This window comes from Caballeronia sp. TF1N1, assembly GCF_022878925.1.
Taxonomy (GTDB): domain Bacteria; phylum Pseudomonadota; class Gammaproteobacteria; order Burkholderiales; family Burkholderiaceae; genus Caballeronia.
The window spans coordinates 568,723-581,597 of the sequence record NZ_CP084629.1; the positions used below are offsets into that span (position 1 = coordinate 568,723).

Sequence of the window (12,875 nt, forward strand, 5' to 3'; positions counted from 1 at the left end):
CGATGGTCCAAACCCGCAAACCCGCTGTGCGCCTGGTCAAGTCGCCAGTGCCCGATTACGTGCTGCGCGTTGAGCTGAAGTACATCAAGCCTGCGATCTGGCGACGAATCATCGTTCCTGGTTCTATCCGCCTGGGCAAGCTGCATGTCGTGCTGCTGCTGGCCATGGGCTGGGATGGAGGCCACCTGCATGAATTCGTCTTCGGCGAAACCAACTATGGCGAACCGGATGACTTCGGTTTCCAGAGCGATCCGCCCATGCTAAATGAAGCACGGGTCACGCTGGCCAAGGCGCTGGGAGGATTGAGGTCGTTCACCTACATCTACGACTACGGCGACAACTGGCAGCATCGGATCAAGGTCGAGAAGGCCCTCGTGCCTGATCCAGACATGCGCCAGCCGCTATGCCTCGACGGACAGAACGCATGTCCGCCGGAGGACGTTGGCGGCGTGCCGGGATATGCCGCCTTCCTCGAAGCAATCGGCGATTCAGCGCACGAGGAACACGACCACTTCCTCGAATGGTGTGGCGGCAACTTCGATGCCGGCGCCTTCGATCTCGCGCTTGCAAACCAGCGGCTCTCAGAGATCAAATTCTGATCGTCAAGACGGCCAAGGTTTGACGCTTACCGTCTTTCCCTTCGATGCCGCGCAGGAAGCCTATGCCTATCTCGAATCGGGTGGCCACTTTGGAAAAGTGGTGATAGACGCCACTTGATGCCGGTTGTCGTACAACTAGTCAATCGTAATGCACCTTTTGGCGCTATGTAAGGAAAGCATTCTGTGTGCGAAGGACCGCATGAAACCGGCGGTTCGTAGGGTTTTCACGGACGCGAGGCAAGCAACTGACTTGTATGATGACGTATCTTTACAGATTCGTCGTCAGGTCTCGCGTGCGCGCATTGCTCACGCGCTTCGATAGCACCCCCAGGAGAAGACATGCGATTCCGCTACCGCTGGATAGTCGCCGCGCTGCTGTTCTTTGCCGGCATGCTCAACTATCTGGACCGCGCGGCGCTCTCCGTGGTCGCACCGCTCGTCAAGAGCGAACTGCATATCAACGACGCGCAACTCGGCGTGCTGTTCAGCAGTTTCTTCATCGGATACTGCGTGTTCTGCTTTATCGGCGGATGGGCGGCCGACAAGTTTGGTCCGCGCAAGGTGTTCGCCATTGCTGCCGCGTTCTGGTCACTGTTCTGCGGCGCCACGGCATTCGCGGGCAACTTCGCCACGCTGATGGTGGCGCGCGTCGCGTTCGGTGTCGCCGAAGGCCCAATGGGCACGACGACCAACAAGTCGATCTCGAACTGGTTCCCGCGCAGTGAAGCGGGCCGCGCCGTGGGTCTCACGAACGCTGGTCAGCCGTTGGGCGCCGCCATTGCCGCACCGATCGTCGGGCTGGTCGCTTTGCAGTTCGGCTGGCGCATCTCCTTCGTCGTGATCGCGGTGCTCGGCTTCGTGTGGATTGCGTTCTGGTTGCGGTGCTTTCGCGATCATCCGGAAGATCATCCTGCCGTGACGCGCGAGGAAGCCGCGCATATCGCGAGCGACAGGCTCGTGCCGCATCACGCGGAAAGTTCCGCTGAAGCAGGCTCGCAAGCGGGCGTGATGCACTATTTGCTGTCGTTGCCGGTGCTCGGCGTGGCTGCCGCGTTCTTCGCGTTCAACTATGTGCTGTACTTCTTCTTGTCCTGGTTGCCGAGCTACTTCACGGACTATCAGCATCTCGACATCAAGCACATGAGCGTGATCGGCATCCTGCCGTGGCTCGGCGCGACGGCGGGCTTCGTGCTCGGCGGCATTATTTCCGACGCGCTCTACAAGAAGACCGGCAACGTGCTCTTCGCGCGCAAGACGGTCATCATTCTGGGACTTGGCGTGGCGGCAATCTGCGTGTTGCTGGTGTCGCGCGTGAGTTCGCTTGCGCCTGCCGTCGCGTTGATCGCGGTGGCGAGTCTCTTCGCTTTCATGACGCCGCAAGCGTGCTGGTCGCTGTTGCAGGACATCGTGCCGCGGGATCGCATTGGCGCAACGGGCGGCTTCGTACATTTGCTCGCGAATCTCGCGGGCATTCTCTCGCCGAGCATTACCGGCTTTCTGATTCAGTACGGCGCGGGTTACTCGTCGGCTTTCATTCTCGCAAGCGCGTTGTCGGCACTCGGCATGCTGATCTTGTGGGTCGCCGTGCGTGAAACCCAAGTCATGCGGCTGCGTGGCGCGCCAGTCTGAAGAAGTCAACGAAGGTAGAAGCCAAGCTGACTGGTAAGCGTCGGGCATCGATCTTGCGCCCGATGCTCAAGGCAAAGGGTCCTGGCGAACGATGTTCGTCACGCGCACCTGCATCGCGGAGCACCGCTTTCGCCATGCCGCCAGTCACGGAGCATCGCCTTGCCTTCACCCAATTCTTCGATACTCGAACGGCTCGCTCTTTCGCCTCTTCCGGTCTTCGTGCTCGTTGCTATCGCTGGCGGCACGGATGCGCTCGTCATGCTTCACAGCAAGGAATGGCTCGCGGTCTATATGACCGGCAATTCCACCAAGCTGAGTCAGTCGCTTGTTCAAGGCGCGGTCGAAAAGACGATTCCGCTCATCTGCGTCATCGCGTGCTTTCTTGCGTTCACGACGCTTGCCGCGTGGCTTGGAACGCGCTTTCCCCGATGGCGCGCCGCCCTGTCCCTCACGCTCACCGCAATCCTTCTCGCTTGCGCCGTGCCGCTCACGGGCGAGCAGTTCTCGCCGCTCACGACGTGTCTCGTCGCGGCAGGCATGGGCGCGATCAATCAGGCGCTCGCCGATCAGCCGGGCGTCACGTTCATTACGGGTACGTTCATCAGCGTCGGCAGGCAACTCGCTAGCCGCAAGTTCGGCGCAGCTGCGCTCGGCATGCTGCGCTGGATATCGTGGATCGTCGGCGCAGCTGCGGGCACGGTGCTGAATATTCTGTTCGGCCCTGGTGCGCTGGCGGCCATTGCGCTTGCCGCACTCGTCTGCGCACTCACTGCGACCGTGTATGGCAGCACCATGCACGCGGAACGGCTCGCGCATTGATTGCTGTTCGATTCGTCCAGCAATCGTTCAACGATGGAGAAACTACTCATGTCTGGCAACGATACGACTCCCTATTCCGTCACCGGCCCCGGCACCGCCGATGGCCCGAAGCTGCCCGCATCCGGCGAATGGCAAGCGCCCGCGGAGATCGACGTGGGCAGCGTCAAGGACGGCAAGGTCGAGTTCCCGAACTGGAAGGGCGATGCGGACAAGCCATCGCCTCCGCCGCCAGCACCGACATCGCCGGACAAACGTGTTGGCTTTGCAATCGTCGGTCTGGGACGTCTGGCGCTCGAACAGGTTTTGCCGGCGTTCGTGAACAGTAAGCACGCGCGGGTTGCGGGGCTGGTGTCGGGCAGTCCAGACAAGGCGCGGGCGGTTGCCGCGCAATACGGCGTGAACGAAGCGGCCGTACTTGGCTACGATGACATGTCGCGTCTCGCCGACAATCCCGACATTCAAGCGGTATACGTCGTCACGCCTAACGGCTTGCATCTGCCGCACGTCATTGCAGCAGCGAAGGCCGGCAAACATGTGCTATGCGAAAAGCCGATGGCCAACACCGCCGACGAGGCGCGCCAGATGATCGACGCCTGCGCGAAGGCGGGCGTCAAGCTCATGGTGGCTTACCGTTGCCAATTCGAAGTCTTCAACAGTGCGGCGATGAAGCTCGTGCGATCGGGCGAGCTGGGAAGGGCGCGCATCATCGAGGCGACCAATGCGCAGGTGCAAGGTCCCGGCGGTCAATGGCGTTTGAGGTCGGCCCTGGCGGGCGGCGGCGCGTTGCCGGATATCGGCTTGTACTGTTTGAATGGCGTGCGTCATGTGCTCGGCGAGGAACCCGTCGAGGTCTATGCGCAGATCGTGAATCCCGCCGATGACGAACGCTATCGGGAAGTGGAGGAAACAATCGCGTTCACGTTACGCTTTCCGTCGGGCGCGATTGCGCAATGCGCAAGCAGTTACGGCGCGCATGAATCGAAGGATATGCGTATCCGTATGGAAAGAGGCTGGATCGATATCGAGAACGCGTTTGCGTACAAGGGACAGCGCATGCGCATTGCGCGACGCAAGGACGATTTCGAAGTGATCGAAGAGCAGCGGCTCGAATTCAAGGATCAGTTCGTGCTTGAAATCGACCACTTCGCGCAGTGCGTGCGCGATGATCGCCAGCCCGACACACCGGGTGAAGAAGGTCTGCGCGATCAGGTGTTGATGGAGGCGATTTATCGGTCGGCGCGAGAAGGGCGGCCGATTGCGGTGGCCGAGAGCGCTTGAAGATTCGAAGCGCTCTCGCCGCACATCAAAGCGTAGGCGAGAGCGCCAGGTACGGCGTGATATTGCGCATGGCGCGCGCAACGTAGTCTTCTTTCTCGGCCACAGGGGCCACATAATGCAGCGCGCTTTCGGCCGCTTCCACGCCTTCGAATCGCGCAATAACCCAAGCTGCCAGATACTGTGAAGCAAGACAGCCGCCAGCGGTTGCCACATTGCCGTTCGCGAAAAACGGCTGATTCAACACATCGACGCCGGCTGCCTCGACCCACGGCTTCGTCGTCAGATCGGTACAAGCGGGAACGCCCCCAAGCAACCCGAGCTTTGCCAGCACGAGCGTGCCCGAACACTGCGCGCCGAGTAACTGCCGCGCCGGATCGAACCGCATCTGCGCCATGAGCGCTGCATTGGCGACGACTTCGCGCGTCAGCAATCCGCTTCCGACGATGACCGCATCCGCGTCACTCGCCTCGCGCAGGGAAATGTGGCCTTCGATTACCACGCCGTTCATCGACTTCACGCGCGTTTCGGGTGTCGCAATCGACACGCGCCAGTGTGGCTTTTTGATGCGATTGAGAATGCCCAGCGCGATGAACGAATCGAGTTCGTTGAAGCCTTCGAACGTGAGAATGGCGATATGCATGATGGCGCACCGTTGAGCGTTTGAATGATCGAATGAGCCGATGCTAAACCTGGAGTCCATTACAATCAAATAATTGTCATGGATACATCTTCGCATGGCCCAGCCCCGCTACAAGACGCTCGTCGATTCCTTGGCCGCCGATATCCGCGCGGGCCGTTTGCGCCCAGGCACGCGCCTGCCCACGCATCGCCAGCTTGCGGCCACGAAGGGCCTCGCGCTCGTCACGGCGTCGCGCGTCTATGCGGAACTCGAAGCCATGGGCCTCGTGCGCGGCGAGACCGGGCGCGGCACTTTCGTGCGGGAAATCTCGCTGCCGCCGGGCCTGGGCGTCGATCAGCACGTGTTGGGATCGGACATGATCGATCTCAACTTTAATTATCCGTCGCTGCCGGGTCAGGCCGAGTTGCTGCGCAACGCCTTGCGCCAGCTCGCCGCTTCGGGCGATCTCGAAAGTCTGCTTCGTTACCAGCCTCACGGTGGCCGTCCGCATGAACGGGCAATCGTGGCGCGACATCTGAAGGCGCGCGGGCTTGCGGTGAGCGCGAACGAAGTGTCCATCGTCAACGGCGCGCAAGCGGGGCTCGCGGCGACCGTCGTGGGCTTGCTTCGTCCCGGCGATGTCGTCGCGGCCGATGCATTGACGTATCCCGGCTTCAAGGTACTGGCCGAGGCGCACGGGCTCGAACTCGCGCCGATTCCAACGGCCGGCTCCGGGCCTGATCTGGATGCGCTGGACCACTTATGCAGAAGGCGCCGCGTGCGGGCGGTCTACGCCATGCCCACGCTGCACAATCCGCTTGGCTGGGTGATGAGCGCGCATCGTCGCAAGCAACTCGTGGCGATTGCAAGAAAGCACGGGCTTTTGATCATCGAGGACGCCGCATACGCCTTCCTCGTCGACGATCCTCCCGCACCGCTGGCCGTTCTCGCACCGGAGTCGACCGTCTATGTCTCCGGGCTTTCGAAGAGCGTCGCGACGGGCTTGCGCGTGGGTTTCGTGGTGGCATTCGCCGACGCCATGAAAGCGATTGAACGCGCTATAAGAGCGACCACTTGGAACACGCCGGGCGTGATGACGGCAATTGCTTGCGAATGGCTCACCGATGGCACCGTGCGCCGGCTCGAAGCGGAGAAGCGTCGCGACGCGAAGCATCGCCAGGCAATGGCCGCCGACATCCTCGCGGGCATGCGATGCGTCCGTCATCCTGCGTCGTATTTCGTGTGGCTGCCGCTCGCGGAAGAGGTTCGCGCCGATCAGGTCGCAGCGTCACTCATGCGCGAGGGCATTTCGGTGGCAACCGCTGAACCTTATTCGGTTTCGCCGCATGTGCCGCATGCCATTCGGCTGGCGCTGGGTTCCGTCGAGCGCGATGTGCTGCGCGATTCGCTCGAGACAGTGAGGCGGGTGATCGGCGAGTACGCGTATTGAAGATGCACCGGCGCGTCAGGGAAACTGCTTGACGTTGAGATCGAACGGCGGGGCATTGCGACTCTTGAGCAGATGCACGAACCTGTCCTGTGTCGCTCGCGCATGCGCGGGCAGATACTTCACGAGCGCCGCGCGGTCCTTGCGCTTCACGATATCGATGATCTTGTCGTGCTCACGCAAGTTCCTGTCGAACTGCAGGTCCTGCTCTTCGGGCGTCGATTCGGCTTCCATCTTGTAGAGATGCACCAAAAGCCGCCGGACATGGCGGTGCGTCGATTGCGCAAACTCATAGAAAAAGCCATTGCCCACGGCCTGATTCATTCGCATGTGGAACTTCTCGTTGAGCGCGGTGATGTTCAGAAACGCGCGCGCCTGAACCTGCGTGACGTATTGCGTCTGAATCGTCGTCAGGTCTTCCGCCAGTCCCGGTTCGAACCGCATCATCTGCGCGAGGATATTCTCGGCTAGCTGATGCGCGACGAGAATCTCGCCGATCTCCTCGAAGTCGAGCCGGCGCACGAAGGTCCCGCCGCGGTTGGGCACGATATTCACGAAGCCTTCCGCGACCAGCCTGTTGATGGCCTCGCGCGCAGGCGTGCGTCCGAGCATGAAGTCGTTCAGCAGCATGGGTTCGTCTATACGGCTGCCCGGCGAAATCGTCAGATCGATGATGCGCGAGCGAATGGCGTTCACGGCCGAATCGGTTTGGCTCATCGAGCTTTCGGCGGCGACGGGTTCGGCTGCATCGAGTATCGATTGCGATGGATCGTCGGATGACACGAGCGCGGCTTTCGCCGACGTCTTGCGCGACACGGTTCTGCCGGCGGTCTTCGCGGCGGCGGTTTTCAGCTTCGGCATAGTCTCTCGTTTTCCCGCCCTGGCGCAGGCGCTCAATTTCGTATATGCGAAGTATATAGGATGTCGGCTATGACGCCTTCGCCTTGCTCAATAACGCTCTTGCGCGCGTGAACAACTATTTTTTTGAAAAGTATACGCGACGTATATTCACATGCTAAGGTTGGGTCGTTGCTCATCGACGAGCAATTCGAAGCACCCGGCTTCTTCACTGACGACCCAGGTTCCAAACACATTCTGGCGCTGACCCGGAAGGACCCTGGCACGCCTGCGAACAGGCCGTTCGTGCACGACACACCAATAAAGGAGAACGAGTTGAGCGACGCAATAGAAGGAATCGAAACGCTCGTCGGCCAGAAAGTACGGCGCGACATCAGCCGTCTGGTCGCCTTCGCGAAGGGCAATCTGGCGCGCGCCGCCGCGAGCATTGCGGGACAACGTGAGCCGCATATCGGCATCGTCTGCGGATTTTTCGTGCGTCATGCCGAGCCGCCTTCGCCCGAAACGGACGGGCTCAACGGCATGGCGCAACTGGCTGCGGGTTTTGTCGAAGCGGGCATGCGCGTGACTGTCATTACCGATGCGCCTTGCGCCAAGGCCGCATGGGCCGTGACGCGCGTGTTGCCGGGCAAGGTCGCGCTCGAAGTGGTCGATGTCGACGACACCGCCGTGCGCGATCTGCGCAGGCGCCTCGAAACGGCGGAGCATCCGATTACGCATCTGATCGCCATCGAACGTTGTTCGCTCGGCTCCGACGGGCGCGCGCATCGCGAGCATGGCTGGGATATCTCCGACGACACCGCCGCGCTCGACTACCTCTTCGCCGACGAAGGATGGCAGGCGCCGTGGAAGACCATCGGGATCGGCGACGGCGGCAATGAGATCGGCATGGGCGTGTTGCCGAAAGAGATCGTCGAAACAGACATCCCGAACGGGCCGCTCATCGCCGCGCGCACGCCGGCCGACTATCTGATCGTGTCTGGCGTCGCCAACTGGGGCGCGTATGGCTTGCTCGGCGCGGTCGCGGAGTTGAAGCCGGAGTTGGCACAGCCGCTTCTCGCGCATTTCAACGGCGCGTTCGAGAAGGAGGTGCTGGCGGCGGCCGTGGAGATCGGTCAGGCCATCGACGATAGCCGCGTGGATCGTCCCGGCAAGCTGCAGATGACCATCGACCGGTTGCCGCTGGAAGACCACGTTGCGATCATCGACGGCATTCAGGCGCTCGTCGCGCGTTCGTCTTCGCCGGGCGTGGCGCGCTAGGGGCTCGGGCCATGAGACAGGATCTTTCGATCGTATTGCTGCATGCCACGCCGGTCGCGATGGAGCCTATCCATCGCGCGTTCGCAGCGGACTGGCCCGAAGCGCGCTTGAGCAATCTGCTCGACGACGGTCTCACGGCCGCGCGCGCAGCGGACGAGCAACTCACGCCGGCGCTGATGCAGCGCTTCGTGAATCTCGTGCGCTATGGCTACGAAGCGGGCGCGGACGCGATTCTCGCGACCTGTTCGGCGTTTGGTCCGGCCATAGAGAAAGCGGATCGCGAGTTGCCGGTGCCGGTCTGCAAGCCGAACGACGCGATGTTTCAGGACGCGCTTGCCTGCGGCAGCCGTCTCGCGATGATCGCGACCTTCGCCCCGGCTGTGCCGACGATGGAAGCCGAGTTCGCCGAGGAAGCCGCGCGCATCAATCCGCAAGCGACGCTCGATACGTTCGTGGCCGCCGAAGCCATGACGAAACTGCGTGCGGGCGATGCATCGGCACACAACGCGCTCGTGGCCCAGGAAGCCGCGAAGCTGCATGGCTACGACGCGATCCTGCTCGCGCATTTCTCCACTTCGCGTGCGCAGGCGCTGGTGACGGAAGCGGTGCGCGTTCCCGTGTTCGCCGCTCCGCAAAGCGCGGTGCGGCGGCTCAAAAGCCGCCTTGGTCTCTGAGAGAAGGAGCTAACCGATGATCCACGAGACAAGGCCGCTTACGCTCATGAGCACGCTGGCCGTGAAAGGCGCGCTCACGGAAAGCGTGCTGCCCGCCTTCGAGAGGCACCACGGCTTGGCCGTGAACGCGACGTTCGATCCCACCAACGTGCTGCTCGAACGCATCGTGCGTGGCGAGCGTGCGAGCGTGATGGTCGCGGTGACCTCCGCCATCGACGATCTCATCGCGCAACGTGTTCTGAGCCCGCGCGGGGCGCGTGCAATCGTGCGCACCGGGATAGGTGTGGCGGTCGCGAGCGATGCGTCTGTGCCGCCGCTTCGCACCGTCGACGAGTTGAAGCGCTGTCTGCTAGCGGCCAAGTCCGTTGCGTATTCGCGCAGCGGCGCGAGCGGCGTCTACTTCGCGACCTTGCTCGGGCGGCTCGGAATCGCGCAGCAGATCGACACGAACGCGACCGTCATCCCCAAGGGATTCACGGGCGAATGCGTGACGCGCGGCGATGCGGATGTGGCCATTCAACAACTCAGCGAACTTGCGATGGTGTCGGGCGTAAAGATCGCCGGTCCGCTGCCCGAGGAAGTGCAGTCGTACACGTGCTTCTCCATCGCCGCCTTCGCGGGTGCCGACGAAACGCCTGAAACCGAAGCCTTGCTCCTCGCACTCGATTCGCCCGCCGCACGCGATGCCTACGAGAAGTTCGGCCTCGAGTGTCTCGATTAATTCAGCAGCCACAGCCTTCCGCCGGCCATGAACTATCAATTCGATTTCAGCTTCCTGCAGCAGTACTGGGGCGATCTGCTCTACGGCATCTGGCTGACGATACGCATGACCATCGTCGCGACCGTGCCAGGGTTCGCCTTGGGCGTGGCGCTCGCCGTGGGCCGTCTGCATGGCGGCGCCGGTCTTTCGCGTGCCATTCGCGCGTATGTCGAGGTGATCCGCAACACGCCGCTCGTGCTGCAAGTGTTCTGGATTTTCTTCGGGCTCGCGGCGATCAAGCTGCACGTACCCGCGTTCGAGGCAGCCATTGCAGCGCTCGTGGTCAACGTCAGCGCCTACACGGCGGAGATCATGCGCGCGGGGCTGGAAGCGGTGCCGCAAGGCCAGATCGAAGCGGCGTCGTGTCTCGCGATGTCGCGGCGGCAAGTGTTGTGGCATGTCGAGATTCCGCAGGCGGTGGAGAAGATGTATCCCGCACTCGTGAGCCAGTTCATCCTGATGATGCTCGCCACTTCCATCATGTCGCAGATATCGGCGGAGGAACTCACGGGCATTGCCGATCTGATTCAGTCGATCACGTTTCGTGGTTTCGAGGCGTACATGGTGATCGCGCTCGCTTATCTGGCGCTCGCCAGCGCGTTGCGCTGGGCGTTGCTTGCGGCAGGCGCGTTCATGTTTCCGCGTCTGGGTCTTGCGGGTGCGCGCGGAGGACGTTCATGATCTTCAACCTCACGGACGCCCAGCTCGCCTACATGCTCAAGGGCACGCTCGCCACCGTCGAATTGTCGGTCGCGGGAGCGGTGGGTGGCGCGATCATCGGCTTGCCCGTGGCGCTCTTGCTCGTGTCGGGACGCGGCATTGCGTTGAGGCTCGGCCGCGCCTACGTCACCGTGATGCAGGGCATTCCGCTGCCTGTCGCGATGTTCGTCGTGTACTTCGGCATCGGGCTCTTCGGCTTCGACGTGTTGCCGGTCATTGCCGCATCCGTCGCGCTCGCGGTCAACGCCGGCGCCTATCTCGCCGAGATATGGAAAGGCGCGATTCTCGCCGTGCCCGCCACGCAATGGGAAGCGGGAGAGTCGCTCGCGCTCTCGTATCTGCAGCGCATGGTGCACGTGATCCTCCCGCAAGCGCTGCGCATTTCGGTGCCACCGACAGTTGGCTTCGTCGTCGCGCTCATCAAGAACACGTCGTATGCGGTCGTCATCGGCATGAGCGAGCTGACCTACACGTCGCGCATGGTCAACAACACCACGTTCGAGCCGTTCGTCATCTTCACGCTCGCGGCTGGCGTGTATTTCATTCTCTGTTATCCCGTGGCGCGCATGAGTGTCCGGCTGGAACGCATGGGCCGCTTCGGTGCGAGACTCGGCAAGGATTCGACGCAATGAACAACATCGTCACTTTCAAGGGCGTGCGCAAGGCTTACGGTTCGACCGAAGTGCTGAAGGGTATCGATCTCGATGTGCGCAAGGGCGAAGTCGTCGCGCTCATCGGCCGCTCGGGGTCCGGCAAGAGCACGGCGCTACGCTGCGTGAACGGCCTCGAACGCATCACTGGCGGAACGCTGGAAGTATGCGGGCACAAGCTCGGCGATACGGAAGTGGACCTGCGCGCATTGCGGCTCGACGTGGGCATCGTGTTCCAGAGCTACAACCTGTTTCCGCATCTGACCGTCAAGCAGAACATCACGCTCGCGCCGCTCAAGGTGCGCCGTCTCGCGCGCGCCGCCGCTGAAGAACTCGCGGCACACGTGCTCGATCAGGTGGGACTCGGCGCGCGTGCATCGGCGTATCCGCATGAACTCTCGGGCGGTCAGCAGCAACGCGTGGCGATTGCGCGTTCGCTCGCCATGCAACCTGCCGTGATGCTGTTCGACGAAGTGACATCCGCGCTCGATCCCGAACTCACCGGCGAAGTGCTGCGCGTGATGGAACGGCTTGCGCGCGATGGCATGACCATGCTGATCGTCACGCACGAGATGGCGTTTGCGCGTTCGGTCGCGCAGAAAGTGGTGTTTATGAACGACGGCGTGGTTTGGGAAGCGGGTAGCGGCGCGATGCTCGAAGCGCCCAGAACCGCCGAGCTTCAAGTTTTCGTAGGCAACGGGCTGTAACCCTTTTACTCATCAAACTTTGAACCAGAGGCACGCGAAATGAACCTGAAGCGCGGCTGGACCCGATTCCTTGCAATGACCTTGACCTTATGCGCGCTTAATAGCGCGGCCAGCGCCGACACGCTCGCCGACATCAAGTCGCGCGGCAGCATCAACGTGGGTATCGACTTCACGCATCCTCCTTACGGCATGATCGACGCGAACGCCGTGCAGACCGGCACCGACCTCGATATCGCGCGCCTGATTGCGAACGACCTCGGCGTGAAGCTGAATATCGTCCCCGTGAACGGACCCAACCGCATTCCGTTCTTGCTGACGGGCAAGGCGGATATCGTCGTTGCGTCGTTCTCCGTCACCGATGAACGCAAGAAGGTGATCGGCTTCAGCCGCCCGTATGCCACCGAGCCGATCTTCGTCGTCGCGCCGGGCAAGAACACGCTGAAGGATGTCGAGAGTCTTGCCGGCAAGACGGTGGCTACGGCGCGCGGCACCACGGCCGATCTGGATCTCGTTGCGGCGATCAAGGACAAGGGCGTGAAGGACGTGAACATCGTCCGCTATCTGGACGAGGCCACCGAGCGTACGGCGGTGTCGTCGGGCCAGCAGAGCATCTTCGTGGCCGCGCTCGCCGATGCGCTTGCCGTCAAAGAGACGAGCCCCGCATCCAACTTCGAGTATCAGTTCCAGGTGGCCGAAGACCCGCTCGCCATCGGCCTCAAGCGAAACGATGCCGCCATGCAAGGCTGGCTCGATACGTGGGTTGCGAGCAATCTTCAGAACGGCAAGCTCAACGCGGTCTGGAAGAAGTATTTCGGAATCGATATTTCGCGCAGCGTTTATTAGAAGGGCGGTGAC

15 protein-coding genes are annotated in these 12,875 nt (G+C 62.0%); 13 read left to right on the plus strand and 2 right to left on the minus strand.

From position 1 onward, the window contains the following. The first annotated feature begins 2 nt into the window (after nucleotides 1-2). The 5 genes from LDZ28_RS28735 to LDZ28_RS28755 all read left to right on the plus strand — a co-directional run bounded on the left by LDZ28_RS28735 (nucleotide 3) and on the right by LDZ28_RS28755 (nucleotide 4,325). The gene (locus LDZ28_RS28735; RefSeq protein ID WP_244826213.1) at nucleotides 3-599 is read left to right on the plus strand and encodes a plasmid pRiA4b ORF-3 family protein; all 597 of its coding nucleotides are present in this window, start codon (nucleotides 3-5) and stop codon (nucleotides 597-599) included. Next, nucleotides 541-717: a zinc-binding dehydrogenase gene (locus LDZ28_RS28740; protein WP_244831150.1), complete on the plus strand. Its 177-nt coding sequence runs from the start codon at nucleotides 541-543 to the stop codon at nucleotides 715-717. The genes LDZ28_RS28735 and LDZ28_RS28740 overlap by 59 nt, the downstream gene beginning before the upstream one ends. Nucleotides 718-938: 221 nt before the next feature. Continuing rightward, a complete protein-coding gene (locus LDZ28_RS28745; protein ID WP_244831151.1) occupies nucleotides 939-2,228 on the plus strand; it encodes an MFS transporter in 1,290 nt (429 codons plus the stop codon). 159 nt (nucleotides 2,229-2,387) lie between these two features. Continuing rightward, complete coding sequence (locus LDZ28_RS28750) at nucleotides 2,388-3,047, plus strand: DUF1275 family protein (protein ID WP_244831152.1); 660 nt, start codon at nucleotides 2,388-2,390, stop codon at nucleotides 3,045-3,047. Nucleotides 3,048-3,095: 48 nt separating this feature from the next. Then, nucleotides 3,096-4,325 carry a Gfo/Idh/MocA family protein gene (locus tag LDZ28_RS28755; protein WP_244831153.1) on the plus strand — a complete coding sequence of 410 codons (1,230 nt, stop codon included), beginning with the start codon at nucleotides 3,096-3,098 and terminating at the stop codon, nucleotides 4,323-4,325. A gap of 25 nt (nucleotides 4,326-4,350) precedes the next feature. Here LDZ28_RS28755 and LDZ28_RS28760 read toward each other — a convergent pair whose 3' ends face one another. Further along, entirely contained in the window at nucleotides 4,351-4,965 is a 615-nt protein-coding gene (locus LDZ28_RS28760) for a DJ-1/PfpI family protein (protein WP_244831154.1), read from the minus strand. A 94-nt stretch (nucleotides 4,966-5,059) separates the two neighbouring features. Between LDZ28_RS28760 and LDZ28_RS28765 the strand changes: the two genes are divergently transcribed. After that, nucleotides 5,060-6,394, plus strand: a complete 1,335-nt coding sequence (locus LDZ28_RS28765; RefSeq protein ID WP_244831155.1) for a PLP-dependent aminotransferase family protein — start codon at nucleotides 5,060-5,062, stop codon at nucleotides 6,392-6,394. 15 nt (nucleotides 6,395-6,409) lie between these two features. Here LDZ28_RS28765 and LDZ28_RS28770 read toward each other — a convergent pair whose 3' ends face one another. Next, nucleotides 6,410-7,252 (minus strand): GntR family transcriptional regulator, encoded by an 843-nt coding sequence (locus tag LDZ28_RS28770; protein ID WP_244831156.1) that lies wholly within the window; start codon nucleotides 7,250-7,252, stop codon nucleotides 6,410-6,412. A 312-nt stretch (nucleotides 7,253-7,564) separates the two neighbouring features. Between LDZ28_RS28770 and LDZ28_RS28775 the strand changes: the two genes are divergently transcribed. The 7 genes from LDZ28_RS28775 (at nucleotide 7,565) to LDZ28_RS28805 (ending at nucleotide 12,863) form a co-directional block, all read left to right on the plus strand. Then, entirely contained in the window at nucleotides 7,565-8,509 is a 945-nt protein-coding gene (locus tag LDZ28_RS28775; RefSeq protein ID WP_244831157.1) for a glutamate cyclase domain-containing protein, read from the plus strand. An 11-nt stretch (nucleotides 8,510-8,520) separates the two neighbouring features. After that, nucleotides 8,521-9,183, plus strand: a complete 663-nt coding sequence (locus LDZ28_RS28780; RefSeq protein ID WP_244831158.1) for an aspartate/glutamate racemase family protein — start codon at nucleotides 8,521-8,523, stop codon at nucleotides 9,181-9,183. Nucleotides 9,184-9,199: 16 nt separating this feature from the next. Further along, nucleotides 9,200-9,904 carry a substrate-binding domain-containing protein gene (locus LDZ28_RS28785; protein WP_244831159.1) on the plus strand — a complete coding sequence of 235 codons (705 nt, stop codon included), beginning with the start codon at nucleotides 9,200-9,202 and terminating at the stop codon, nucleotides 9,902-9,904. A gap of 27 nt (nucleotides 9,905-9,931) precedes the next feature. Next, nucleotides 9,932-10,624: an amino acid ABC transporter permease gene (locus LDZ28_RS28790; RefSeq protein WP_244831160.1), complete on the plus strand. Its 693-nt coding sequence runs from the start codon at nucleotides 9,932-9,934 to the stop codon at nucleotides 10,622-10,624. Then, nucleotides 10,621-11,295: an amino acid ABC transporter permease gene (locus tag LDZ28_RS28795; protein WP_244831161.1), complete on the plus strand. Its 675-nt coding sequence runs from the start codon at nucleotides 10,621-10,623 to the stop codon at nucleotides 11,293-11,295. The genes LDZ28_RS28790 and LDZ28_RS28795 overlap by 4 nt, the downstream gene beginning before the upstream one ends. Then, on the plus strand, nucleotides 11,292-12,020 hold the full coding sequence (locus LDZ28_RS28800; RefSeq protein ID WP_244831162.1) for an amino acid ABC transporter ATP-binding protein: 729 nt from the start codon (nucleotides 11,292-11,294) through the stop codon (nucleotides 12,018-12,020). The genes LDZ28_RS28795 and LDZ28_RS28800 overlap by 4 nt, the downstream gene beginning before the upstream one ends. Nucleotides 12,021-12,095: 75 nt before the next feature. Beyond that, nucleotides 12,096-12,863 (plus strand): transporter substrate-binding domain-containing protein, encoded by a 768-nt coding sequence (locus LDZ28_RS28805; RefSeq protein ID WP_244831163.1) that lies wholly within the window; start codon nucleotides 12,096-12,098, stop codon nucleotides 12,861-12,863. The last annotated feature ends 12 nt before the right edge of the window (nucleotides 12,864-12,875 follow it).

What these genes read in the sequence shown, in the direction of transcription:
- LDZ28_RS28735 (WP_244826213.1), top strand. Translation starts at nt 3, where the DNA reads ATGGTCCAAACCCGCAAACCCGCTGTGCGCCTGGTCAAGTCGCCAGTG.
- LDZ28_RS28740 (WP_244831150.1), top strand. Translation starts at nt 541, where the DNA reads ATGCCGGCGCCTTCGATCTCGCGCTTGCAAACCAGCGGCTCTCAGAGA.
- LDZ28_RS28745 (WP_244831151.1), top strand. Translation starts at nt 939, where the DNA reads ATGCGATTCCGCTACCGCTGGATAGTCGCCGCGCTGCTGTTCTTTGCC.
- LDZ28_RS28755 (WP_244831153.1), top strand. Translation starts at nt 3,096, where the DNA reads ATGTCTGGCAACGATACGACTCCCTATTCCGTCACCGGCCCCGGCACC.
- LDZ28_RS28760 (WP_244831154.1), bottom strand. Translation starts at nt 4,965, where the DNA reads ATGCATATCGCCATTCTCACGTTCGAAGGCTTCAACGAACTCGATTCG.
- LDZ28_RS28765 (WP_244831155.1), top strand. Translation starts at nt 5,060, where the DNA reads ATGGCCCAGCCCCGCTACAAGACGCTCGTCGATTCCTTGGCCGCCGAT.
- LDZ28_RS28770 (WP_244831156.1), bottom strand. Translation starts at nt 7,252, where the DNA reads ATGCCGAAGCTGAAAACCGCCGCCGCGAAGACCGCCGGCAGAACCGTG.
- LDZ28_RS28780 (WP_244831158.1), top strand. Translation starts at nt 8,521, where the DNA reads ATGAGACAGGATCTTTCGATCGTATTGCTGCATGCCACGCCGGTCGCG.
- LDZ28_RS28785 (WP_244831159.1), top strand. Translation starts at nt 9,200, where the DNA reads ATGATCCACGAGACAAGGCCGCTTACGCTCATGAGCACGCTGGCCGTG.
- LDZ28_RS28790 (WP_244831160.1), top strand. Translation starts at nt 9,932, where the DNA reads ATGAACTATCAATTCGATTTCAGCTTCCTGCAGCAGTACTGGGGCGAT.
- LDZ28_RS28795 (WP_244831161.1), top strand. Translation starts at nt 10,621, where the DNA reads ATGATCTTCAACCTCACGGACGCCCAGCTCGCCTACATGCTCAAGGGC.
- LDZ28_RS28800 (WP_244831162.1), top strand. Translation starts at nt 11,292, where the DNA reads ATGAACAACATCGTCACTTTCAAGGGCGTGCGCAAGGCTTACGGTTCG.
- LDZ28_RS28805 (WP_244831163.1), top strand. Translation starts at nt 12,096, where the DNA reads ATGACCTTGACCTTATGCGCGCTTAATAGCGCGGCCAGCGCCGACACG.